Origin of the sequence: Nocardia sp. NBC_00508, from assembly GCF_036346875.1 — a bacterium.
In the GTDB taxonomy this organism is placed as follows: Bacteria; Actinomycetota; Actinomycetes; order Mycobacteriales; family Mycobacteriaceae; genus Nocardia.
In genome coordinates this window covers 990,756-1,015,000 of the sequence record NZ_CP107852.1, presented here as the reverse complement: position 1 = coordinate 1,015,000, position 24,245 = coordinate 990,756, and the positions used below count along the sequence as shown (strand labels likewise).

Here is a 24,245-nt window from a genome sequence, read left to right as displayed (position 1 = left end):
TCATACCGCGGGATTTTTGGTTCCGGCTGGTGCTGAGTCAGGGTTTGGTCTTGTGTGTTGTTTGAGAACTGCACAGTGGACGCGAGCATCTTTGTTAGTAAGTGTTTAAGAGCGTACGGTGGATGCCTTGGCACCAGGAGCCGATGAAGGACGTAGGAGGCTGCGATAAGCCTCGGGGAGCTGTCAACCGAGCTGAGATCCGAGGATGTCCGAATGGGGAAACCCAGCACGAGTGATGTCGTGTTACCCGCATCTGAATATATAGGGTGTGTGGAGGGAACGTGGGGAAGTGAAACATCTCAGTACCCACAGGAAGAGAAAACAATTGTGATTCCGTGAGTAGTGGCGAGCGAAAGCGGATGAGGCTAAACCAGGTAGATGTGATAGACGGCAGTCGTTGTCTGTCTGGGGTAGTGGGGCTCACTTTCCTATCACTGCCGTGGTGGGCAACAGTCAGAAAAGTGCGTGTTAGTTGAAGTGGTCTGGAACGGCCTGTCGTAGAGGGTGAGAATCCCGTAGACGAAAATGCGTGCTCTGTTGTAGTGGGTGCCCGAGTAGCAGCGGGCCCGTGAAATCTGCTGTGAATCTGCCGGGACCACCCGGTAAGCCTGAATACTCCCTGGTGACCGATAGCGGACTAGTACCGTGAGGGAAAGGTGAAAAGTACCCCGGGAGGGGAGTGAAATAGTACCTGAAACCGTGCGCTTACAATCCGTCAGAGCCTTCCCTTCGGGGTGGGGTGATGGCGTGCCTTTTGAAGAATGAGCCTGCGAGTCATCGGTGTGTGGCGAGGTTAACCCGTGTGGGGTAGCCGTAGCGAAAGCGAGTCCGAATAGGGCGTTCTGAGTCGCACATCATGGACCCGAAGCGGAGTGATCTACCCATGGCCAGGGTGAAGCAGCAGTAAGATGTTGTGGAGGCCCGAACCCACTTAGGTTGAAAACTGAGGGGATGAGCTGTGGGTAGGGGTGAAAGGCCAATCAAACTCCGTGATAGCTGGTTCTCCCCGAAATGCATTTAGGTGCAGCGTCACGTGTTTCACGCCGGAGGTAGAGCTACTGGATGGCCTAGGGGGCCTACAAGCTTACCGAAGTCAGCCAAACTCCGAATGCCGGTGTGTGAGAGCGTGGCAGTGAGACTGCGGGGGATAAGCTTCGTAGTCGAGAGGGAAACAGCCCAGATCGCCGGCTAAGGCCCCTAAGCGTGTACTAAGTGGAAAAGGATGTGGGGTCGCTGAGACAACCAGGAGGTTGGCTTAGAAGCAGCCACCCTTGAAAGAGTGCGTAATAGCTCACTGGTCAAGTGATCCTGCGCCGACAATGTAGCGGGGCTCAAGTACACCGCCGAAGCCGCGGCACTCCAACGTTCGGTTCCCTTCGGGGCAGCTGTTGGGGTGGGTAGGGGAGCGTCGTGCAGCCAGGGAAGTCACAGGGTGACCTAGTGGTGGAGGCTGTGCGAGTGAGAATGCAGGCATGAGTAGCGAAAGACGAGTGAGAAACTCGTCCGCCGAATGACCAAGGGTTCCTGGGCCAGGTTAATCCGCCCAGGGTGAGTCGGGACCTAAGGCGAGGCCGACAGGCGTAGTCGATGGACAACGGGTTGATATTCCCGTACCCGTGTATCCGCGCCCAATGGCGAATCATCTGTGCTAACCATCCAAAACCGGACGGATCTCCTTCGGGAGACCTGAGGGGGCTGCATGGGATCCTGGGTGTAGTAGTCAAGCGATGGGGTGACGCAGGAAGGTAGCTGGGCCAGGTGATGGAATACCTGGTGTAAGCCGGTAGGGCGTTGTGTAGGTAAATCCGCACAGCATGTGCCTGAGAGGTGATGCGTAGCCGATTGAGGCGAATTCAGTGATCCTATGCTGCCGAGAAAAGCCTCTAGTGAGTTGGTACACGGCCCGTACCCCAAACCGACACAGGTGGTCAGGTAGAGAATACCGAGGCGATCGAGAGAACTGTGGTTAAGGAACTCGGCAAAATGCCCCCGTAACTTCGGGAGAAGGGGGACCAGGCCTGGTGATGGATCTTGCATCCGGAGCTGGGTGTGGTCGCAGAGACCAGAGAGAAGCGACTGTTTACTAAAAACACAGGTCCGTGCGAAGTCGTAAGACGATGTATACGGACTGACGCCTGCCCGGTGCCGGAAGGTTAAGAGGACCGGTTAGCGCCCTTCGGGGTGCGAAGCTGAGAATTTAAGCCCCGGTAAACGGCGGTGGTAACTATAACCATCCTAAGGTAGCGAAATTCCTTGTCGGGTAAGTTCCGACCTGCACGAATGGCGTAACGACTTCTCTGCTGTCTCAACCACAGACTCGGCGAAATTGCATTACGAGTAAAGATGCTCGTTACGCGCGGCAGGACGAAAAGACCCCGGGACCTTCACTATAGCTTGGTATTGGTGTTCGGTACGGTTTGTGTAGGATAGGTGGGAGACTGTGAAGCGGGCACGCCAGTGTTCGTGGAGTCGTCGTTGAAATACCACTCTGGTCGTATTGGACTTCTAACCTCGGGCCATGATCTGGTTCAGGGACAGTGCCTGGTGGGTAGTTTAACTGGGGCGGTTGCCTCCTAAAATGTAACGGAGGCGCCCAAAGGTTCCCTCAGCCTGGTTGGCAATCAGGTGTCGAGTGCAAGTGCACAAGGGAGCTTGACTGTGAGACTGACAGGTCGAGCAGGGACGAAAGTCGGGACTAGTGATCCGGCACCGGCATGTGGAAGCGGTGTCGCTCAACGGATAAAAGGTACCCCGGGGATAACAGGCTGATCTTCCCCAAGAGTCCATATCGACGGGATGGTTTGGCACCTCGATGTCGGCTCGTCGCATCCTGGGGCTGGAGTAGGTCCCAAGGGTTGGGCTGTTCGCCCATTAAAGCGGCACGCGAGCTGGGTTTAGAACGTCGTGAGACAGTTCGGTCTCTATCCGCCGCGCGCGTCAGAAACTTGAGGAAGGCTGTCCCTAGTACGAGAGGACCGGGACGGACGAACCTCTGGTGTGCCAGTTGTCCCGCCAGGGGCATGGCTGGTTGGCTACGTTCGGAAGGGATAACCGCTGAAAGCATCTAAGCGGGAAGCCTGTTCCAAGATGAGGTTTCTCACCACCTTCGAGTGGTTAAGGCCCCCTACAGACCATGGGGTTGATAGGCCGGAACTGGAAGCACGGTAACGTGTGGAGGTGACCGGTACTAATAGGCCGAGGACTTACCAACAAAGATTTGCTACGCGTCCACTGTGCGGTATCTGAAACAACACACAGACACCGCTGCCGGACCCCACCCGGGTCGACCCCCACACATTGGGGGAGGATATTTCCGGGTGTGTGGTCGGGGTTGTGTGGTGTGGATAGTTTCATAGAGTTACGGCGGCCATAGCGGCAGGGAAACGCCCGGTCCCATTCCGAACCCGGAAGCTAAGCCTGCCAGCGCCGATGGTACTGCACTCGACAGGGTGTGGGAGAGTAGGACACCGCCGGAACATCCTTCACGATAGGGGACCCAGAATCTGGGTCCCCTATCTGCGTTTGAGCACCGAGTAGTGCTCGGGCGAAATTGCCGTGCCCGCGCCCCACCGCGGGTACGTGATTGAATCTGTGGGTCCAACCGATTTTCTCGAAATCCAGAAAGGGAGCACCGTGCCGGAACAAAACGACGATCGGAAGCCCTTCCGGCGTGGCGCTCCCGACTCCGGGTCCGGCCGGCGCGGCGACAACCGAGACACGAGCCGACGTGGCGGCGGACACGACCGCCGGGACGATTCCGGGGAGCGGGGCGGCGCACGACGCGGCGAATCGGGCGGCCACGGCCGACGCGACGATTCCTCGGAACGTGGTGGATTCCAGCGGCGCGACACCCAGGGCGGGTTCGACCGCCGCGGTGACGCCGGTGAGCGCGGCCGCTCTGACCAGCGAGGTGGCTCGTCCGGTGGATTCGGACGCCAGGAATCCGGTGACCGAGGCGGTGCCGCTGGTGGCTTCCGCCGCGGAGGCGAGGGGCCGAGGCGAGGCGGATCCGAGCGCCGGGACGATTCCGGTGCGCGGGGCGCTGGCGGGGGAGATCGGGGTGGGTTCAAACGCTCCGAGGATTCCGGAGAGCGTGGCGGCTTCAAGCGCCGGGGCGATTCCGGGGAGCGGAGCGACGAGTCGCGCGGCGGCTTCCGCGGTAGTGAAAAGTCCGGTGGCCGCGGTGGTTTCGATCGCGGTGAATCCCGTGGCGGATTCGGCCGTCGGCGCGACGACAGCGGCGAGCGGAGCGATGCCCGCCGTGGCGAGCCGGGCGGTCGCGGCGGTTTCACGCGCCGCCGCGACGCCGATGATCGCGGCGATGCCGCAGCGCGGGGCGAGTCCGGTTTCCGTCGGCGCGATGACTCGGGCGATCGGCGCCGCACCGGCTCGGATGCCGGTGCGCGGCATGGTGGGGCGGATCGTGACGAGCGGGCACCGCGCGGTGACGCGGCGCAGGATCGTCGTCGTGGCGGCGAAGGCGCCCGTGTGGGCGGCGGTCGCCCGCTCGACCGGCGTCCACCGCGGCCGGAGGAGCCGGATCTGCCGGACGACGTGCAAGCCACCGACCTCGATCCTGTCGTGCGGCGTGACCTGCTCAGCTTGGACAAAGGCAATGCGGAGACGGTTGCGCGCCACCTTGTGATGGCCGTGCAGCTCGTCGATGACGATCCTGCTCTGGCACTCGCGCATGCTCGGGCCGCTCGGCAGCGTGCGGGGCGGATTGCCGTGGTGCGCGAGACCGCGGGTGTCGTGGCCTACCACGCCGGTGAATGGGCGGAGGCGCTGTCGGAGTTGCGCACCGCGCGCCGGATGTCCGGTGGTTCCGGTCTCCTGGCCGTGATGGCCGACTGCGAGCGTGGTCTCGGCCGCCCCGAACGCGCGATCGAGCTCGGCCGCAGCGAGGAGGGCCGTGCACTGCGCGGGGACGAGGCCACCGAATTGCGCATCGTCGTCGCGGGTGCGCGGATGGACCTCGGCCAATACGACCAAGCCGTCGTGACCCTGCAAACCTCGGATCTCGACCCGTCCCGCACCGGTTCGGCAGCGGCCCGCCTCTTCTACGCCTACGCCGACGCCTTGGTCGCCGCCGGACGCACCGACGAGGGCCTCACCTGGTTCCTCAACGCCGCGTCGGCCGACTTGGACGGCGAAACCGACGCAGAAGAGCGCGCCGCCGAACTGACCGGCGACATCGACCACTGACCGCTGGGCAGCGCGGTCGCGCCCAGCGGGGGCGTCGCGTGCCCGTTGGCGGGACGGCACTGATCATGAGGCACTCTGTCGAGTCGGCCCTTTCGAGCGTGCTGTGCGGGTGCCATCTCTACGGAAGCGCTCTTCTGACCGCTGGGCAGCACGCTCGCGCCCACCGGGGCATGGCGTGCCTGCTGGTGGGACAGCACTGATTACGAGCTGCTCTGTCGAGTCGGCCTCGGCCCCTCGCGAGGGTTGCTGCCGCGCCGGTGCCATCCCTACGAAAGCTCTCTTTGACCGCCGGGCAGCACGGTCGCGCCCAGCGGGGGTGTCGCGTGCCTGCTGGTGGGACGGCACTGATTACGAGGCACTCTGTCGAGCCGGCCCCTCGCGAGCGTTGATGCTGCCGCGCCGGTGCCGTCCCTACGGAAGCGTTCTGTCGCCCTTGCGATCCCGGCTGTCGGAGTGGTTGATCCCACGTCTTACCGGTCTGTCATCTGGCGTAATGTTCGAGTGTCTCGGACTCGCCGGGCGGTTGTGCTGCCGGAGAGCCCGGCGGTATGCGAGTCGGCACAGCGCCGATCGGTGACACGGAGTGAGAGTGGTGTGAAGCGACTACGGGATCGCTACCGGGCCCTACTGCTGGATCTGGACGGCACGCTGTATCGCGGGCACGAGGTGATCGAGGGCGCGCCGAAGGCCTTGACCGCGACGGGGGAGGCGGCCCAACGACTGGTGTACGTCACGAACAATGCCAGCAGGGGACCGGCGGTCGTGGCCGCCCATTTGGCCGAGCTCGGCTTTCCCGCGTCCGCCGATGACGTGGTGACCAGCGCCCAGGCAGCCGCGCGGCTGCTGGCCGAGCGACTCGACCAGGGTGCGCAGGTGCTGGTCGTCGGCACCGATGATCTGGCCGCCGAGGTGGACGCGGTCGGGCTGCGCTCGATCCGCCGCTTCAACGGCGACGCGCCCGCCGCGGTGGTGCAGGGCCATTCACCCCATACCGCCTGGCCGGATCTGGCCGAAGCCGCCTACGCGTTGCGCGCGGACGCGCTGTGGGTCGCCGCGAACACCGACAAGACTCTGCCGAACGAACGTGGCCTCGCGCCGGGCAACGGTGCGATGGTCGCCGCCCTGCGCGCCGCCTCCGATCGGGAGCCGGTCGTTGCGGGCAAGCCGTACCCGCCCCTGCTGGAGGACGCGCTGGTCCGGGCGAACTCCCGCAGCGCGCTGGTGGTCGGCGACCGCCTCGACACCGACATCGAGGGCGCCAACCGCGTCGGCCTCGACTCGCTGCTGGTGCTGACCGGTGTCAGCACCCTGGACGAGCTGCGCGAGGCTCCGGACGAGCGGATCCCGACCTATCTTTCCGACTCGCTCGACGCTCTCAATCACACACCCGTCGACGCCGGGCCGGATGCCCACCTCGCCGAGGCCCTTCGGCGTCACCCGGGACGAGCTGTGACGGTCCGCGCGTCCGGTTCGGAAATCCGATAGCGTTGACTCCACGATGACTACTCCTACGCCCCGTCCGAACGGTCCCGGAACTCCCGCTGGTGGGCATGGTCCCCGCCCGGGCGCCCCGGTGCCCGGGCAGCATCTGCCGGGTGCGCAAGGACCCCCGGAGCCGGCCGATCCGGATCGGATCCGCGACGACGTGGACAGTCTGCTCGCCGAACTCGACCGACCCGGCTGGAGTGCGGCCGCGCCCGCGCCCGACAGCGCCGAAGCCGGGGTCGACATCACCCGGCGCGCTCGCATCCTGGAGCAGGCGCATGACGTGCTCGTACAGGCACTGGCCACGGTGGACAAGATCTGAGGTGGCCAGACGCACGCGGGTGGACGCGGAACTGGTTCGCCGCGGATTGGCGCGATCGCGAGAGCACGCGGTCGAGCTGATCGGCTCGGGCCGCGTCCTGATTGCGGGTTCGGTCGCGGTCAAGGCGGCGACCGCCGTCGAGGCGCGCACGCCGCTGGTGGTGCGCGAGGAGCCCGACGAGGTGTCCTGGGCCTCGCGCGGGGCACACAAACTGCTCGGCGCACTGGAGCGGTTCGAGCCGGAGGGGTTGTCCGTCGCGGGCAAGCGTTGCCTGGACGCGGGCGCGTCGACCGGTGGTTTCACCGACGTGCTGCTGACGCGGGAGGCGCGGGAGGTGGTGGCGGTGGATGTCGGTTACGGGCAGCTGGTCTGGCGCCTGCGCAACGACGAGCGCGTGCGGGTAATCGACCGCACCAACGTGCGCAATCTGACGCCCGAAACGATCGGCGGCACGGTCGAACTCGTGGTGGGGGACCTGTCCTTCATCTCGTTGGGCCTGGTGCTGCCCGCGTTGGCGGCCTGCTCGGCCCCGGGCGCGGACCTGCTGCCGATGGTGAAACCACAGTTCGAGGTCGGCAAGGAGCGGGTCGGTTCCGGTGGCGTCGTGCGCGATCCCGCGCTGCGTGCCGAAGCGGTGGGCACGGTCGCGGCGGCTGCCGCGGGCTTCGGCCTGCGAACCGTCGGCGTGGTGGCGAGCCCGCTGCCGGGTCCGTCCGGCAATGTCGAATACTTCTTGTGGCTGCGCAACGACGGGCAGTTCGAATACGACCGCGAGCTGGTGGCGACGCTGGTCGAGCGTGCGGTTGAGGAGGGTCCACAGTGAACGCGCCGGCCCAGCCCTGCGGCCGGGAGATCTTGCTGGTGTCGCATCCGGGGCGGGCGGAGATCATCGAGACCGCCCACCGAGTGGCCAAGATCTTCGCGGACGCGGGCATCTGCTTGCGAGTGCTCGCCGACGAGGCGGACAGCACTCGATTCGAGGCCGAGCCGGGCGGCTACCCGGTGCGCGTGGTCGAGCACGGCCCGCAGGCGGCGGTCGGCTGTGAGATGGTGCTCGTGCTCGGTGGCGACGGGACCTTCCTGCGCGCCGCCGAGCTGGCGCGTCCCGCGGCGGTGCCGGTGCTCGGAATCAACCTGGGCCGCATCGGGTTTCTCACCGAAGCCGAGGCCGAGCATCTGGACGAGGCACTCGCACACGTGGTCCGGCGCGACTACCGGATCGAGCATCGGATGACCATCGACCTCACCGTCCGGGTCGACGACGAAGTGGTCGAGAGCGGCTGGGCATTGAACGAGGCGAGCATCGAGAATGCCTCCCGCATGGGCGTGTTGGAAGTGGTGCTCGAGGTCGACGGACGGCCGGTGTCGGCATTCGGCTGTGACGGCATTCTGCTCGCCACACCGACCGGATCGACCGCCTACGCCTTCTCCGCGGGCGGGCCGGTGGTGTGGCCGGAACTCGAAGCGTTGCTGGTGATTCCGAGCAACGCCCATGCCCTGTTCGCGCGGCCGCTGGTGACCAGCCCGGATTCCCGAATCGCGGTCGAATCGGTGGCCACCGGACACGATGCGATAGTTTTCCTGGACGGCAGGCGCACGCTCGCACTGCCCAGCGGCGGACGAGTGGAGGCGGTACGCGGCGCCGAACCGGTGCGCTGGGTGCGGCTGGACTCCGCACCGTTCGCCGACCGGATGGTGCGCAAGTTCCAATTGCCCGTGACCGGCTGGCGTGGCCGACGGCGAACGGAGAGCACAAGTGCTGACAGAGATCAGGATTGACGGTCTTGGCGTCATTTCCACGGCGACCGCGCAGTTCCATGCCGGACTGACCTGCCTGACCGGCGAGACCGGCGCGGGCAAGACCATGGTGGTGACCAGTCTGCATCTGCTCAGCGGTGCGCGCGCGGACGCGGGCCGGGTCCGCCTCGGCGCCGCCCGTGCCGTCGTGGAGGGCCGGTTCACCGTCGAGGACGTCAATGACGCCGCCCGCACCGAAGTCGCGCAGGTGCTCGAAGCGGCCGCGGCCGAGCAGGACGACGACGGCAGCATCATCGCGATCCGCACGGTCGGCAGTGACGGACGTTCTCGCGCGCATCTGGGCGGACGCGGCGTGCCCGCCTCGGTGCTCGCCGATTTCACCACGCCGCTGCTGACCGTGCACGGCCAGAACGACCAGCTGCGTTTGCAGCGCCCGGACCAGCAGTTGTCCGCGCTGGACCAGTTCGCCGCCGACGCGGTGGGCCCGCTGCTGCGCAAGTACCGGGCGCAGCGCCGATCGTTGCTCGACGCCCGCGCCGAACTGGTCGAACGCACCGCGCGCAGTAGGGAATTGGCGCTCGAGGCCGAACGGCTCGAGCATTCCCTGAAGGAAATCGATGCCATCGCACCCGAACCCGGCGAGGACGTGCGCATCGTCGACGAGGTCCGCAGGCTCAGCGACCTGGACTCGTTGCGCGAGGCGGCGGCCACCGCACATGACGCGCTGGCCGGACCGGCCGACGCGCCCGAAGACGCCTCCGGCGCACTGGAATCGCTCGGCGCCGCGCGCGCCCGCATCGAAGCGGCCGACGATCCCGCGCTGACCGCCCTCACACCGCGCCTGGCCGATGCCATCGCCGTGGTGGTGGATGTGGCCGCCGAGCTGAGCGGTTATCTCTCGGATCTGCCTTCCGACCCGGGAGCCTTGGATTCGCTGCTCACCAGGCAGGCCGAACTGAAGACGCTGACCCGCAAGTACGCACCCGACATCGACGGCGTCCTGGCCTGGGCGGACGAGGCACGCACCCGGCGCGGCTCACTCGACGTCTCCGAGGAGGCGCTGGCCAAGCTGGCCGCCGAGGTGGACACCGCCGCCGAGCGGGTGCGCGAGACGGCGAAGAAGCTGAGCGCGGCGCGAACCAAAGCGGCGGGCAAACTGGCGGCCGCGGTGAGCGCCGAGCTGGGTGGTCTCGCGATGGGTAAAGCGCGTCTCGAGGTCGAGGTGCGGCCGCTGCCGGCGGGACCCCAGGACGCGGCGCCGCTCACCGTCGACGGGCAGGAGTTGCACGCTGGTCCGTCGGGCATCGACGAGGTCGAACTCCGCCTGTCGGCGCATTCGGGTGCGCAGTCGCTGCCGTTGAGCAAGAGCGCGTCCGGCGGTGAGTTGTCCCGGGTGATGTTGGCGCTCGAGGTGGTGCTCGCCAGCTCCGATCATGGGGCGACCATGGTGTTCGACGAGGTCGACGCAGGCGTCGGGGGCCGGGCCGCAGTCGAGATCGGTCGCAGGCTGGCTCGGCTGGCGCGGACCCACCAGGTGATCGTGGTGACCCACCTTCCGCAGGTCGCGGCGTTCGCCGATACCCACCTGGTGGTCGACAAGTCCGATGACGGGAAGGGCACGGTCAACAGCGGCGTTCGCGCGCTGACCAACGACGAGCGGGTGATCGAGCTGGCCCGCATGCTGGCCGGTCTCGACGACACCGAGACCGGCCGGGCGCACGCGGAGGAACTGCTGGCGACGGCACGCGCCGAGAAAGCGGGCGCCGAGGCGGTGACGCGCTGACCACCTCGATCAGCGCACCGCTTTCTGCGCGCCCTTGATGAGCACATCGATCAGGTTCTTCAGACCGAACTCCACCACCTTGGACGGCACGGGAAGCTTGGGGTCGGATTCCATCGTGTAGGAGACCAGGGTCCCGTTGTCGGCGTCGGCGAAGGTGACGATGCCGACGTGCCGCTTCACCGGCGCGCCCTTGACGACCTTGTATTCCATCCGCTCGCCCGGCACCAGCTCGGTGATCTCCTCGGTGACGCCGACCGGGCCGATACCGACCAGATGCTGGGCGCCGACGCCTTCCCGTTCGGTCAGGCCGGGCTTGGTCAGCTTGATCTGCACCGGCAGCAGGTGCGCGTTGAGGCTCTCGCGGTCGGCGAAGAGCCGGTACACGACCTCGCGCGGGGCGGGAATGACGGCGTCGACAGTGGTGCTGGCCATGGTTCTCCTCTGCGAGTTACCTGTGACCGGCAGCATATAGGTACACCGCGCGGCGCTCGGTGATCGAGTTGTCCGCATCACAATCGCGGGCGATCGTTATCGGTCTGCCTGGCGGATGCGCGTCGGAATCTCGAGCTGCCCCAGATGGGTAGCGGCCTGTTCGCTGCGTGTCGAACTCGGGCCGGAGATGTTCGTGGGCGAGAACAAAGGGAGGTGCTTTCGTCGCTTGTCGCAAACGGCGGTTGTGTCGGCACGATATACGGCCGGCGTTCCGGGTGATACAACGTACTCTGCCGGGCTATACGTCCTGAACAGGCAAGAGTGTGCGCACTGCGGAAGTGGGCACCGGTTTCGGAACCTGTGTCGCGTCGTGAAACACGCCTGCGAGACGCATTGCCGGGACGCCGCACGATGCGGAATGCGATGCAGGAAACGGCGCGCCTCCACCAAAGGTTGAGAGTTTGCCGCCATTATCGGCGCCATGAAGATGCTGGCGCTGTTGTCGAGGAACACCGAAACGCTGCCCGGTCTGATCGGGACAGCCCGGGTGGATCGCAACACCCGGCGACTGCTGGGGCGGATCGGCCCGGGTGACGTCGTCGTGCTCGACGAGATGGACCTCGACCGGATGACCGCCGACCGGTTGGTCGAAGCCCGCGTGGCCGCGGTGATCAACACCTCGCCGTCCATTTCCGGCCGCTATCCCAATCTGGGCCCGGAAGCGCTGGCGGCCAACGGAATTCTGCTGCTGGACACGGTGAGTTCGGATGCGTTCAGCAAGATCAAGGACGGCGTGCGGGTCCGGATCGACGAGGGTGTCGTCTACGCCGACAAGCTGATCAAGAAGGAGCCGGAGGTCCTCGTCGAGGGCATCGAGCTCACCGAGTCCGCCATCGCGGAGCGGATGGTCGAGGCGCGCAACGGTCTGGCCGATCATCTGGAGGCGTTCGCGGGAAACACCATCGAGTTCATCCGCACCGAGAGCGCGCTGCTCATCGACGGCTTCGGCGTGCCGGAGCTGCAGCTGGTGATGAAGCAGCGGCACGTGGTGGTCGTCGCCGACGGCCCGGACCACGCCGAGGACCTGCAGCGGCTCAAGCCGTTCATCAAGGAGTACGTCCCCATCCTGATCGGCGTCGGCCGTGGCGCGGACACGCTCAGGAGGCGGGGGTACCGGCCCGACGTCATCGTCGGCGACCCGGACGAGATCACCTCCGCGACTATGAAGTGCGGCGCCGAGGTGATCCTGCCCGCCGACACCGACGGCCACGCCAAAGGCCTGGAACGCATCCAGGATCTCGGCATCGGTGCGACGACCTTTCCTTCTTCGGGCTCGGCGGCCGATCTGGCGCTGCTGCTCGCCGACCACCACGGCGCGGCGCTGATCGTCGTCGCGGGCGCTGCGGCCTCGCTCGACGACTTCTTCGATCGCGGCCGTCGCGGCAGCGCTCCGGCCACGTTCCTGACCCGGCTCAAGGTCGGGACCAAGCTGATGGACGCGAAGGGTGTCGCCACGCTGTATCGCAACCGGGTGTCCGGTATCGCCGTTGCGCTGGTGGTGCTCGCCGCGCTGGTCGCGGTGATCGTCGTACTGCTGGCGTCCAACCGCGGCGCGGATGTCATGGACTGGGCCGTCGACAGCTGGAATCGCTTCGCCCTCTGGGCGCAGGCACGCGTCGGTTCGTGGGAATAGCCGAGGGAGAACGATGATTTCGCTGCGCCAGCATGCCACCTCGATCGCCGCGATCTTTCTCGCCCTCGCCATCGGCGTGGTGCTCGGCTCGCAGACGCTCGCCGCCGATTGGCTGTCCGGATTGCGGGCGGACAAGACCGATCTGCGGCAGCAGGTCGACACACTCACCGAACAGAACCGGCGGCTCGCGGATCAGGCCATGTCCGCCGACCGGTTCATCGCCGGGTCGTCGGACCGCATCCTCGGCGGCGCCCTCGCCGACCGTGGCGTTGTCGTGTTCACGACCCCGGACGCCGATCCCGGCGATGTCGACGCGGTGACGACAGCGCTCGAGACCTCCGGTGCGAGCGTGACCGGCCGGATCGCGTTCACCGACGCTTTCGTCGACGCGACCGAGGGGGACCGGATGCGCACCGCCCTCACGAATGTGATCCCGGCGGGGGCGCAGCTGCGGACCGGCGCGGTCGATCAGGGCAGCATGGCCGGCGATCTGCTCGGCCTGGTCCTGCTGCTCGACCCGGCCAACGGGCAGCCGCGGAGCACCCCGGACGAACTCGGGCTGGTGCTGGAGACCCTGCGCGGCGGCGGGTTCCTCGCCTACGGCGAGACGCCGGTCCGTCCGGCGCAGCTCGCCGTGGTGGTCACCGGAGACGGCGCCGACGCGGCCAGGGACAGCAGGGGCGCGAATACCGCGCGCTTCGCGGGCGCCCTGCGCGGACGCGGTTCCGGCGTGGTCTTGGCCGGCCGCGCCGGCGCCGCGGAGGGAGCGGGGCCGATCGCCGTCGTGCGCGCCGACGCCGCGCTCGCCGCCCAGGTCAGCACCGTCGACAATCTCGAACGTGACATCGCCCGCGTCACCACGGTCCTCGCGCTCGGCGAACAGCTCAACGGCGGTGCGGGCCGCTACGGCACCGGCGCCAAAGCCACCTCGCTCACCCTGGCCGCCCTGCCGGGCTGAGTAGCCGTCGCGTGCGCGGCGGTCGAGGTCCTACCGCGGGATTCCGCTCGATGGATTGTTTCGGTGCCAGGGCGGCACCGCACGACAATGCGTCTGCGGGCCCTGTGGCGACCCGCTTCACAGTCGGGGTCCGTGTGCTCTGAACTACCGTCCGGCGATCGGCGGGCAAACGTGCGTGGCATTCGAACGGACGGGCGGATTCGTGTTACCGTGAAGACCCGTGGGTCAAACACGGATTCAGGCGCGAACGGCCACGAAGCACATCTTCGTCAGCGGTGGTGTCGCCTCCTCATTGGGTAAAGGTCTTACCGCCTCCAGCCTCGGGCAGCTGCTGACGGCGCGTGGGCTGCGCGTCACGATGCAGAAACTCGACCCGTATCTGAACGTCGATCCCGGCACCATGAACCCCTTCCAGCACGGCGAGGTGTTCGTGACGGAAGACGGCGCGGAGACCGATCTGGACGTCGGCCACTACGAGCGCTTCCTCGACCGGGACCTGTCCCGGGACGCGAATGTGACCACCGGGCAAATCTATTCGTCGGTCATCGCCAAGGAGCGCCGCGGCGAATATCTCGGCGACACGGTGCAGGTGATCCCGCACATCACCGACGAGATCAAGAACCGCATCCTCGCGATGCGCGGTCCGGATCTGCAGGGGCAGACGCCCGATGTGGTGATCACCGAGATCGGCGGCACCGTCGGCGACATCGAGTCGCAGCCGTTCCTGGAGGCCGCCCGGCAGATCCGCCACGATGTCGGCCGGGACAACGTCTTCTTCCTGCACGTGTCGCTGGTGCCCTACCTCGCCCCCTCCGGCGAGCTGAAGACCAAGCCGACCCAGCACTCGGTGGCCGCGCTGCGCAATATCGGTATCCAGCCCGACGCGCTGATCCTGCGCTGCGACCGGGAGGTCCCGCAGTCGCTGAAGAGCAAGATCGCCCTGATGTGCGACGTCGAGGTCGACGCCTGCATCTCCACCCCGGACGCGCGATCCATCTATGACATTCCGCGCGTGCTGCACCGGGAGGGCCTGGACGCCTACGTGGTGCGCCGGCTCGGGCTGCCGTTCCGCGATGTGGACTGGACCGTGTGGGGCGACCTGCTCGATCGGGTGCACTCGCCGCGCGAGACGGTGGAGGTCGCGCTGGTCGGCAAGTATGTCGACCTGCCCGACGCCTACCTCTCGGTCACCGAGGCCCTGCGCGCGGGCGGGTTCGCCTCGCGGGCGAAGGTGAACATCCGCTGGGTGCCCTCCGACGAGTGCGAGAGCCCTTCGGGCGCGCAGCAGGCGCTGCGTGACGTCGACGCCGTGCTGATTCCCGGCGGATTCGGCATCCGCGGCATCGAGGGCAAGGTCGGCGCGATCCACTACGCGCGCACCCGCGGGATCCCGCTGCTCGGCTTGTGCCTCGGCCTGCAGTGCGTGGTGATCGAGGCGGCGCGCTCGGTGGGCCTGACGGAGGCCAATTCCGCCGAATTCGAGCCCGACACACCGCATCCCGTCATCTCCACGATGGCCGACCAGGAACAGGCCGTGGCCGGTGAGGCCGATCTCGGCGGCACCATGCGCCTCGGCGCCTACCCCGCGACCCTGGCGAAGGGCTCGGTCGTCGCCCAGGCCTACGGCAGCGAGCACGTCTCGGAACGGCACCGTCATCGCTACGAGGTGAACAACGCCTACCGCGACAAGATCGCCGAGAGTGGTTTGGCGTTCAGCGGCATCTCGCCGGACGGACATCTGGTCGAGTTCGTCGAGCTGCCCGCCGACCTGCATCCGTTCTTCGTCGCCACGCAGGCACACCCCGAGCTGAAGAGCCGCCCGACCCGGCCGCACCCGCTGTTCGCGGCGCTGATCTCGGCCGCGCTGAAATACAAGGCGGCAGAACGGCTTCCGGTGGACATTCCCGGCGAAGAACTCGCAGGTGCGACGGAAAAGGCGTAGCGGCATGTGGGGCGGGCCCGCGGGCGGAACTCCTCGTCAGCGGGGAGTGTCCGCTCCTGCCGATAGGGTCGCAGCATGACCGACGACCGGGCCACGCTGTCCGACCAGGCCACGCCTGCCGACCAGGCCGCGGCTGCCGGGGGCGCTGCCGAGCCGGGCAGCCACGAATTCGAGGTCGTATCCAGCGAGACCGTCTACAGCGGCGCCATCCTGGCGTTGCGGCTCGACCAGGTGTCGATGCCGGGTGGGCGGGTGGTCGAGCGCGAGGTGATCGAGCATCACGGCGCCGTCGCCGTCGCCGCGATCGATCACGACGACAACGTGGTGCTGATCAACCAGTACCGCCACCCGATCGGGGCACGGCTGCTCGAGCTGCCGGCCGGTCTGCTCGATCTGCCCGACGAGGACCCGCTCCTGGCCGCGCAGCGCGAGCTGGCCGAGGAAACCGGGCTGGCCGCACGGGAGTGGTCGGTGCTGGTGGATGTGGTGCTTTCGCCGGGTTTCACCGACGAAGCGTTGCGGGTGTACCTGGCGCGGGATCTGTTCGAGACCGAGCGGCCGGAGCCGGAATTGGAAGAGGCCGACCTCGAAGTGGTCCGGATGCCGGTGGACGCGGCCGTGCGGGCGGCGCTGGCCGGCGAGATCGTCAACGCCACCGCGGTCGCGGGCGTGCTCGCGCTGGCGGCCGCGCGGGCGGGCGGCGCGCAGCTGCGTCCGCCGGACGTGCCGTGGCCGGGACAGCCCACCGCGCTGCTCCGCCGCCAGGCGGAGCGGAAGTCCGAAGACTGAGCGGTTGTGCTCGCCCGCGAGCTCGACACCTATCTCGACCACCTCGCCGTCGAGCGTGGCCTCGCGCCCAACACCCTCGCCGCCTATCGGCGCGACCTCGGTCGCTACCTCGACTTCCTGAACGGGCGCGGCATCGGCTCGCTCGACCAGGTCGGTGAGTCCGATGTCGCCGAGTTCACCGTGAGGCTGCGCTCGGGCGAAGGCCCGCACCCTCCGCTCGCGGCGAGTTCGGTGGCCCGCGCGTTGATCGCGGTGCGCGGATGGCATCGTTTCGCGGCGGCCGAGGGGCTGACCGGAACCGACGTCGCGCACGCCGTCAAGCCGCCTACGCCAGGTCGCAGGCTGCCCAAAGCGCTGCCCTACGACCAGGTACTGCGGTTGCTGGAAGCGTCGGGTGGTGGAGCCGCGGATGACCGGGACGCCGCGGCGGGTGCGGACGGTGGGCCGCGTGGCCTGCGCGATCGGGCGCTGCTGGAAATGCTCTACTCCACCGGCGCCCGGATTTCCGAGATGGTCGGGTTGGACGTCGACGATCTGGACACCGGCGAACGGGCGGTCGTGCTGCGCGGCAAGGGCGGCAAGCACCGCGTGGTGCCGATCGGGCGCCCCGCCCTCGCCGCCGTGGACGCCTACCTGGTGCGGGGGAGGCCGATGCTCGTTTCGCGTGGAAAGGGCAACGCCGGAGCGCTGTTCTTGAACGCCCGTGGCGCCCGCCTGTCCCGGCAGAGCGCGTGGCAGGTATTGCGCACCGCCGCCGAACGCGCGGGTATCGCGGCAGCGGTGTCGCCGCACACGCTGCGCCACTCTTTCGCCACCCACCTGCTCGACGGCGGGGCCGATGTCCGTGTCGTGCAAGAACTGCTCGGGCACGCCTCGGTGACCACGACCCAGATCTATACCCTGGTCACGGTCAACACCCTGCGGGAAGTCTGGGCCACCGCGCATCCTCGCGCTCGTTGACGGGTACGTTGCGGTTGTCCCGAACTCGAAGAGCTGTCCGCAGACCGCATTCGCCCAGCGGCGAGAACGGTGCGTTCTGCTGGCCGCAGGTGTGGGAGTGTTTCGCCGGTGACTCCGGATTCCGGTGCCGGACAATGCCGCTCCAGTGTTCCCGGCCGCCCGCACACCGGGTATCGTCCGCTTCGAATACTTCCGGCGACTCGGCCGGATCGCGCGCGGGGAGGCGGACTGGGAACAGCATGAACGACGTGCACCACCGGTTCGACGTTCATTTCGACGGTGGCCCGCAATGGCGCTGACCAGCGCGGCGCGAACACGCCGCGCGCAGGCGCGGCACTCGAGTGCCGTCAAGCGGTAGCGTCTATCGAGAGCTGGACCGTACGAAAGCGAGGTCGGGCACTGATCGGCCTCGCTACGCTCGGCGAGGCAACCGGCAGGAACGTATAAGGAGCAGCGGATCGTGACGACAGCCGGCGCGGCAGAGCCGCCGATGGGTGCTGGGGCGGAGCCGCTTATGGGCCCGCGACCGGGTCCGTACTCGGACGCCGCGGCGGAAACGCTGTGGGGCACCGGGGTGGAGCCGGTCCCGGAGGACGCGACGCTCGGCCCGACGGGCCGACCGTTGCGGCTGGTGCCGGACCCGCCGCCGGTGGGTCAGCACGGTAGCGCCCTGATCGTCGCCATGTGCAACCAGAAGGGCGGGGTGGGCAAGACCACCTCCACCATCAATCTCGGCGCCGCACTGGCCGAATACGGCCGCCGCGTGCTGCTGGTGGACCTGGACCCGCAGGGCGCGCTGTCGGCGGGACTCGGCGTTGCCCACCACGATCTCGACTCGACCGTGCACAACCTGCTCATCGGCTCCAAGGTGTCCATCGACGACGTGCTGATGCCGACCCGCGTCGCGAACCTGGATCTGCTGCCGAGCAATATCGATCTGTCCGCCGCGGAGATCCAGCTCGTGAACGAGGTGGGCAGGGAACAGTCGCTCGGACGCGCGCTGGAGCCGGTGCGCAACCGCTACGACTACATCCTCATCGACTGCCAGCCCTCGCTCGGCCTGCTCACCGTCAACGCACTGGCCTGCTCGGACGGCGTGATCATCCCGATGGAATGCGAGTATTTCTCGCTACGCGGACTCGCGCTGCTCAACGACACGGTGGAGAAAGTGCGGGACCGGCTGAACCCGAGGCTGAGCCTGTACGGAATAGTGGTCACCATGTTCGACGCTCGACTGCTGCATTCCCGCCAGGTCATGGCGCGTGTGGTCGAGGTGTTCGGTGACCTGGTCTACGACACCGCGATCTCGCGCACCGTCCGTTTCCCGGACGCCAGCGTCGCAGGCGAGCCCATCACCACGTGGGCGCCGAAATCCGGTGGAGCCGAAGCGTATCGGTCGATGGCACGGGAAGTCATCCACCGGTCGGGCCGGTGATCGGCCGCTCCGGCCCCTCGTCTGAATCCACCGACAACTCATCCGGCCAGGGGTCTTCCGCGGCCGGTGCCACGCCCTCGCCCGACGACCGTGCAGGTGATGCCGGTACTCCGGGCGTCGGCGACGAACCCACGCGCCCGCGACCCGCTGCTGCCGGGAACCCTCCCGCGCTCGGGAACGCCGCCGCCGCGTATATCGCGGCGGGCCGCGGTGCGGTCGCACGACGCTCGGATCCGGCCGGTATCCCCTCCAGCGCGGAGGCGGAGGCGTCTGCAGCGCCCCTGCAGACCGGTACAGGCGCTTCTCCGGACGAATCGCCTCTGACCACACCCGCACCGTACACCCCGGCCGCTCCTGATATCCCTGCGGAACAAGGCAATTCGTCCGCTTTCGCGCCGGACGAACCCGAGGTTCCCGCGCGCGGCGCGCGGGAGAATCGCCCGCAGGCCGCCGAGAACGTCACACCGAATGACTCGGCGCAAGTGCCCGACCGAGGTGAGGCTGCGGTGGGTGCCGGGCTGGGTGATCCGGCGCAAGCGGCTGACCGGGCAGAGGTTGCGGTGGCTGCCGGGCTGGGTGATCCGGTGCAAGCTGACGAACCGGAGGGTCCGGCGAGCGACGCACCGGCCGATCGGCGGCGAGCGGCCGAGCGACCCGAGGTTCCGGTGAGTGACCCACCGGGGGACTCTCCACAAGAGGCGGAGGCGCAGCCGTCCGGATTCCGATTGCGCCTGAGCAACTTCGAGGGTCCTTTCGATCTGCTGCTCACCCTGATCAGCTCGCGCAAACTGGACGTCACCGAGGTGGCGCTGCACAAGGTCACCGACGAGTTCATCGCCTACACGAAGGCGATGACCGCGAACATGGCGCGGCAGAACACCTTGCGCGCGGACAAGATCCTGGACCAGACCACGGAATTCCTGGTCGTCGCCGCCACGCTGCTGGATCTCAAGGCGGCGCGCCTGCTGCCGTCCGGCGAGATGACCGACGCCGAAGACCTCGAACTGCTGGAGGCTCGCGACCTGCTGTTCGCCCGGCTGCTGCAGTATCGCGCCTTCAAGCAGGTGGCCGAACTGCTCAGCGAGCTGGAAGCCGCCGCGCTGCGCCGCTACCCTCGCGCGGTCGGCTTGGAGGAGCGTTACGCCGATCTGCTGCCCGAGGTTACGCTGGGTGTCGGGGCGGCAGAGTTCGCCGCGATCGCCGCGGCGGCCTTCCGGCCCCGCCCGGTGCCGAAGGTCGGGCTCGACCATCTGCACACGCACGCGATCTCGGTGGCCGAGCAAGCGGCGCTGGTGCTGGAACAGCTCAAACAGCGCGGCGCGGGTGCGTGGACCTCGTTCGGCGAGTTGGTCGCCGACTGCGAGGTCCCCGTCCAGATCGTCGCCCGCTTCCTGGCGCTGCTCGAGCTGTACCGCGGCAAGACGATCGAGTTCGACCAGCCCGATCCACTCGGTCCGCTGTCGGTCAGCTGGATCGGCGACGAGGCCGCGGAACAGGCGGACACCGTGACTATCGAGGAGGACTACGGGTGAGCCAGCGCAGCGCGCGGACCCGCGGCGAGGTGCGGTCGTGACCGAGGCAGTGGCGGATCTCACTCCGGAGCCGCTCGACGACGCCGAATTCCGCTCGGCGCTGGAAGCCATGCTCCTCGTGGTCGACGTTCCGGCCCCGGTGGACCAGCTGGCGGCCGCCCTCGGCGATACCGCGGAGCGGGTGGAGAGCACAGTGCGTGCGATGTCAGCCGAACTGGCCGCACGGTCCAGCGGCATCGATCTGCGTTTCGTGGGTGACGGTTGGCGCTTCTATACTCGCAGCGAGTACGCGCCGTATGTGGAGCGGATGCTGCTCGATGGCACCCGATCGAAACTGACCCGGGCGGCTTTGGAAACGCTGGCGGTGGTGGCATACCGTCAGCCGGTGACCAGGACCAGGGTCAGCGCGGTGCGCGGCGTGAACGTCGACGGGGTGATGCGCACGCTGCTGGCCAGGGGACTCATCGCCGAGGCAGGCGTCGATCCGGAAACCAACGGGACGCTGTACTGCACGACCGAGCTGTTCCTGGAACGGATCGGCCTTGCGTCGCTGAGCGACCTGCCGCCGCTGGCGCCCCTGCTTCCGGGCGTCGACCTGATCGACGAGATCAACGAGAGCCTGGAGACGGACCCGCGTTACACCAGGTTGAAAAAACCCGCCGAGGCCGATTTGGACCTCGGCACCGAAGAGTGACAGGACACGATGAATACGCCCGCTCGCCGAGATGGCACACCGGATCGTAGGAAACGCGGCGCCCAGCCCGAACGGGGCGCGAGCCGCAACACGAACTCACGCGACGCACGTTCGGCCCAACGAGGGGGCACCGCCCGTGGCGCCCAGCAGGGTGGCGCCGGCCGCGGCGCGGCTCAACGCGCGGCAGCGCAGACCCCGAGCCCGCAGCGGCAGGCGAACCAGGGCGGCAAGAAGAAGCCCAAGCCGCAACGGCAGGCCGCGCAGCCGCCGCTGCTGAGCAACGCCAAGCCCGCGCGCCACCAGAACGTGGCGCCGCCAACCGAAAGTCACACCAAACTGCCCTCGGGCGAGGGTGAGCGGCTACAGAAGGTCCTCGCCAAGGCGGGTGTCGCCTCGCGCCGCGCAGCCGAGGAGATGATCGCGCAGGGCCGCGTCGAAGTCGACGGCATGATCGTGCGCGAGCAGGGGCTGCGCATCGACCCGCAGCACGCGGTGGTGCGCGTCGACGGCACCCGCGTGGTGGTGCGCGAGGAACTGGTGCACGTCGCGCTGAACAAGCCCAAGGGCTGGCAGTCCACCATGTCCGACGATCTGGGGCGTCCCTGCGTCGGCGACATCGTGGCCGAGCGGATCGCCGCCGGTCAGCGCCTCTTCCACGTCGGCAGGCTGGACGCCGACACCGAGGGCTTGCTGTTGCTCACGAACGACGGCGATCTCGCGCACCGGCTCATGCACCCGTCCTTCGAGGTCTCCAAGACCTACCTGGCGACGGTGCACGGTGAGGTCAACAACCGTGCGGTCGGCAAGCGGCTGCGGGAGGGCGTCGAGTTGGAGGACGGTCCCGCCAAGGTCGACCGCTTCCAGGTACTCGAACTGGGGGAGGGACGTTCCCTGGTGAAGATCGTGTTGCACGAAGGGCGGAAGCACATCGTGCGCCGCCTGCTCGACGCGGTCGGCCACCCGGTCATCCGGCTGGTGCGCACGAATATCGGTCCGGTCGCACTGGGCGACCAACGGCCCGGCACCCTGCGCGTGCTCGGCCGCGATGAAATCGGCAAACTCTACGAGGCGGTGTCGTTGTGAACGGTCTGGAGATCCCGGTGCAGGCGCCGGCGCGGATGTCCGGTACGAGCCCGCTGGTGGTCGCCATGGACGGGCCGTCGGGCACCGGTAAGTCGAGCGTTTCGCGGCGCCTGGCCACCCGGCTCGGCGCGCAGTACCTCGACACCGGCGCCATGTACCGGGCGGCGACGCTGCGTGTGCTGCGCGCGGGCATCGAACTCACCGACACCGCGGCCATCGCCGCCGCGGTCAAGGAACTGCCGCTGTCCATCGGCACCGAGCCCAGCCGCGAGGTGATCGAGCTCGACGGCGAGGACGTCGCGTCGGAGATTCGCGGCGATGCCGTCACCAAGGCCGTTTCGGCGGTCTCGGCGGTGGCCGAGGTGCGCGAGTTGCTGGTCGCGATGCAGCGGGAGACCACCGCGGTCGCGCGACGGATCGTGGTGGAGGGCCGCGACATCGGCACCGTCGTGCTGCCCGCGGCGGACGCCAAGATCTACCTCACCGCCTCCGCGGAGGCGCGCGCCCACCGGCGCAACCAGCAGAACATCGCCGAAGGCCGGGGCGACGACTACGCGGGCGTGCTCGCCGATGTGCAGCGCCGCGACACCCTCGACTCCACCCGCAAGGTGTCGCCGCTGCGTCCCGCCGCGGACGCGGTGCTGGTCGACACCAGCGACCTGTCCATGGACGAGGTCATCGACGAGCTGTATCGCGTTGTGGCACAGCAGCTTTCGGCGTTCCATTCCGGAGGTGACCGGTGAGCGAGGACGTGCTGGCCGGTGACGGCGTCTGGAGCGATGAAGCCGACTGGGATCTGGCCGATCTCGAGGGCGAGTTCGAGGACCAGGCGCACGTCGCGATGCCGACGCTCGCGGTGGTCGGCCGCCCGAACGTGGGCAAGTCGACGCTGGTGAACCGGATCCTGGGCCGCCGCGAGGCGGTCGTGGAGGACATTCCCGGGGTGACCCGCGACCGCGTGTCCTACGAGGCGAACTGGGCGGGTCGCCGCTTCCTCGTCCAGGACACCGGCGGCTGGGAGCCGGACGCGAAGGGGCTGCAGCAAGCGGTGGCCAGGCAGGCCGAACTGGCGATGCAGACCGCCGACGCGATCCTGCTCGTGGTCGACGCCGTGGTCGGCGCCACCGCCACCGACGAGGCGGCGGTGAAGAAGCTGCGCCGCTCCTCGGTTCCGGTCATCCTGGTCGCCAACAAGGTCGACGACGAGCGGGTGGAAGCCGAGGCGGCGGCGCTGTGGTCGCTCGGTCTCGGCGAGCCGCGCCTGGTCAGCGCCGCGCACGGCCGCGGCACCGGCGACCTGCTCGACGACGTGCTCGCGGTGCTGCCGGAGACCCCGCGGGAAGGGACCGGCGGCACCGGTCCGCGCCGCGTCGCTCTGGTCGGCAAGCCCAATGTGGGCAAATCGAGTCTGCTGAACAAGCTGGCCGGCGACGAGCGTTCGGTGGTGCACGATGTCGCGGGCACCACGGTCGACCCGGTCGACTCCCTGGTCGAATTGGGTGGCAAGGTCTGGAAGTTCGTCGATACCGCCGGCTTGCGCCGCAAGGTCGCCAATGCCAGCGGCACCGAGTTCTACGCGTCGCTGCGCACCAAGTCCGCGCTGGAAGCCTCGGAGGTGGCGATCATGCTGATCGACGCCGCCCAGCCGATCACCGAACAGGACCTGCGCGTGATCAGCATGATCGCCGACTCGGGGCGCGCGCTGGTGCTGGCGTTCAACAAGTGGGACCTGGTCGATGAGGACCGTCGCCTGCAACTGGAGCGCGAGGTCGACCGGGACCTGGTCCGGGTGCCGTGGGCGCAGCGGGTGAACATCTCCGCGCACACCGGCCGCGCGGTGCAGAAGCTGGTGCCCGCTATGGAGACCGCACTCGAGTCGTGGGACAAGCGAATCTCGACGGGCAGGCTGAACACCTGGCTGAAGGAAGTGATCGCCGCGACCCCGCCGCCGATGCGCGGTGGCCGGTTGCCCCGTGTGCTGTTCGCGACCCAGGCGACCACACGGCCGCCCACGTTCGTGCTGTTCACCACCGGTTTCCTGGAGGCGGGCTATCGTCGCTTCCTGGAGCGCCGATTGCGCGAGGAGTTCGGCTTCGACGGCTCGCCGGTGCGCATCTCGGTGCGGGTGCGCGAGAAGCGGGATCGTTCCAAGAAGTAGACGTGCCACGAGGTCT

At 67.9% G+C, this 24,245-nt stretch carries 17 protein-coding genes, 2 rRNA genes and 1 pseudogene; 19 read left to right on the top strand and 1 reads right to left on the bottom strand.

The window, feature by feature from the left end; all coding sequences use genetic code 11:
* The first annotated feature begins 95 nt into the window (after positions 1–95).
* From OHA40_RS04405 to recN, 8 genes and pseudogenes are all read left to right on the top strand, one after another.
* Positions 96–3,211: ribosomal RNA gene (locus tag OHA40_RS04405) — 23S ribosomal RNA — on the top strand.
* A gap of 148 nt (positions 3,212–3,359) precedes the next feature.
* Positions 3,360–3,476: ribosomal RNA gene (gene rrf / locus OHA40_RS04400) — 5S ribosomal RNA — on the top strand.
* Between the two features lie 934 nt (positions 3,477–4,410).
* Positions 4,411–5,205 (top strand): annotated as a pseudogene (locus OHA40_RS04395) (tetratricopeptide repeat protein); the annotation flags it as partial.
* 594 nt (positions 5,206–5,799) lie between these two features.
* The gene (locus OHA40_RS04390) at positions 5,800–6,690 is read left to right on the top strand and encodes an HAD-IIA family hydrolase (protein WP_330231787.1); all 891 of its coding nucleotides are present in this window, start codon (positions 5,800–5,802) and stop codon (positions 6,688–6,690) included.
* A gap of 13 nt (positions 6,691–6,703) precedes the next feature.
* On the top strand, positions 6,704–7,012 hold the full coding sequence (locus tag OHA40_RS04385; RefSeq protein ID WP_330231786.1) for a hypothetical protein: 309 nt from the start codon (positions 6,704–6,706) through the stop codon (positions 7,010–7,012).
* Position 7,013: 1 nt separating this feature from the next.
* Positions 7,014–7,835 (top strand): TlyA family RNA methyltransferase, encoded by an 822-nt coding sequence (locus OHA40_RS04380; RefSeq protein ID WP_330231785.1) that lies wholly within the window; start codon positions 7,014–7,016, stop codon positions 7,833–7,835.
* Positions 7,832–8,791 (top strand): NAD kinase, encoded by a 960-nt coding sequence (locus OHA40_RS04375; protein ID WP_330231784.1) that lies wholly within the window; start codon positions 7,832–7,834, stop codon positions 8,789–8,791. The genes OHA40_RS04380 and OHA40_RS04375 overlap by 4 nt, the downstream gene beginning before the upstream one ends.
* Positions 8,769–10,553 carry a DNA repair protein RecN gene (gene recN / locus OHA40_RS04370; RefSeq protein ID WP_330231783.1) on the top strand — a complete coding sequence of 595 codons (1,785 nt, stop codon included), beginning with the start codon at positions 8,769–8,771 and terminating at the stop codon, positions 10,551–10,553. The genes OHA40_RS04375 and recN overlap by 23 nt, the downstream gene beginning before the upstream one ends.
* Positions 10,554–10,562: 9 nt before the next feature.
* Here recN and OHA40_RS04365 read toward each other — a convergent pair whose 3' ends face one another.
* Entirely contained in the window at positions 10,563–10,985 is a 423-nt protein-coding gene (locus OHA40_RS04365) for an SRPBCC family protein (protein ID WP_330231782.1), read from the bottom strand.
* A gap of 481 nt (positions 10,986–11,466) precedes the next feature.
* On the opposite strand from OHA40_RS04365, the gene steA reads away from it, so the two are divergent.
* From steA to der, 11 genes are all read left to right on the top strand, one after another.
* Entirely contained in the window at positions 11,467–12,678 is a 1,212-nt protein-coding gene (gene steA / locus OHA40_RS04360; RefSeq protein WP_330231781.1) for a putative cytokinetic ring protein SteA, read from the top strand.
* Positions 12,679–12,691: 13 nt separating this feature from the next.
* Entirely contained in the window at positions 12,692–13,636 is a 945-nt protein-coding gene (locus OHA40_RS04355; RefSeq protein ID WP_330231780.1) for a copper transporter, read from the top strand.
* 220 nt (positions 13,637–13,856) lie between these two features.
* A complete protein-coding gene (locus tag OHA40_RS04350) occupies positions 13,857–15,578 on the top strand; it encodes a CTP synthase (RefSeq protein WP_330231779.1) in 1,722 nt (573 codons plus the stop codon).
* A 75-nt stretch (positions 15,579–15,653) separates the two neighbouring features.
* On the top strand, positions 15,654–16,367 hold the full coding sequence (locus OHA40_RS04345; protein ID WP_330231778.1) for an NUDIX hydrolase: 714 nt from the start codon (positions 15,654–15,656) through the stop codon (positions 16,365–16,367).
* Positions 16,368–16,373: 6 nt separating this feature from the next.
* A complete protein-coding gene (gene xerD / locus OHA40_RS04340; RefSeq protein WP_330231777.1) occupies positions 16,374–17,327 on the top strand; it encodes a site-specific tyrosine recombinase XerD in 954 nt (317 codons plus the stop codon).
* Positions 17,328–17,841: 514 nt separating this feature from the next.
* The gene (locus OHA40_RS04335; protein WP_442944025.1) at positions 17,842–18,762 is read left to right on the top strand and encodes a ParA family protein; all 921 of its coding nucleotides are present in this window, start codon (positions 17,842–17,844) and stop codon (positions 18,760–18,762) included.
* A 665-nt stretch (positions 18,763–19,427) separates the two neighbouring features.
* Positions 19,428–20,294, top strand: coding sequence for a segregation and condensation protein A (locus tag OHA40_RS04330; protein WP_330234039.1), 867 nt, complete (start codon positions 19,428–19,430; stop codon positions 20,292–20,294).
* Between the two features lie 37 nt (positions 20,295–20,331).
* Complete coding sequence (scpB, locus tag OHA40_RS04325) at positions 20,332–20,988, top strand: SMC-Scp complex subunit ScpB (RefSeq protein ID WP_330231776.1); 657 nt, start codon at positions 20,332–20,334, stop codon at positions 20,986–20,988.
* A gap of 9 nt (positions 20,989–20,997) precedes the next feature.
* On the top strand, positions 20,998–22,071 hold the full coding sequence (locus OHA40_RS04320; RefSeq protein WP_330231775.1) for a pseudouridine synthase: 1,074 nt from the start codon (positions 20,998–21,000) through the stop codon (positions 22,069–22,071).
* Positions 22,072–22,106: 35 nt separating this feature from the next.
* Positions 22,107–22,814, top strand: coding sequence for a (d)CMP kinase (gene cmk / locus OHA40_RS04315; RefSeq protein WP_330234038.1), 708 nt, complete (start codon positions 22,107–22,109; stop codon positions 22,812–22,814).
* Positions 22,811–24,229, top strand: a complete 1,419-nt coding sequence (gene der, locus OHA40_RS04310; protein ID WP_330231774.1) for a ribosome biogenesis GTPase Der — start codon at positions 22,811–22,813, stop codon at positions 24,227–24,229. The genes cmk and der overlap by 4 nt, the downstream gene beginning before the upstream one ends.
* Positions 24,230–24,245: the final 16 nt, after the last annotated feature.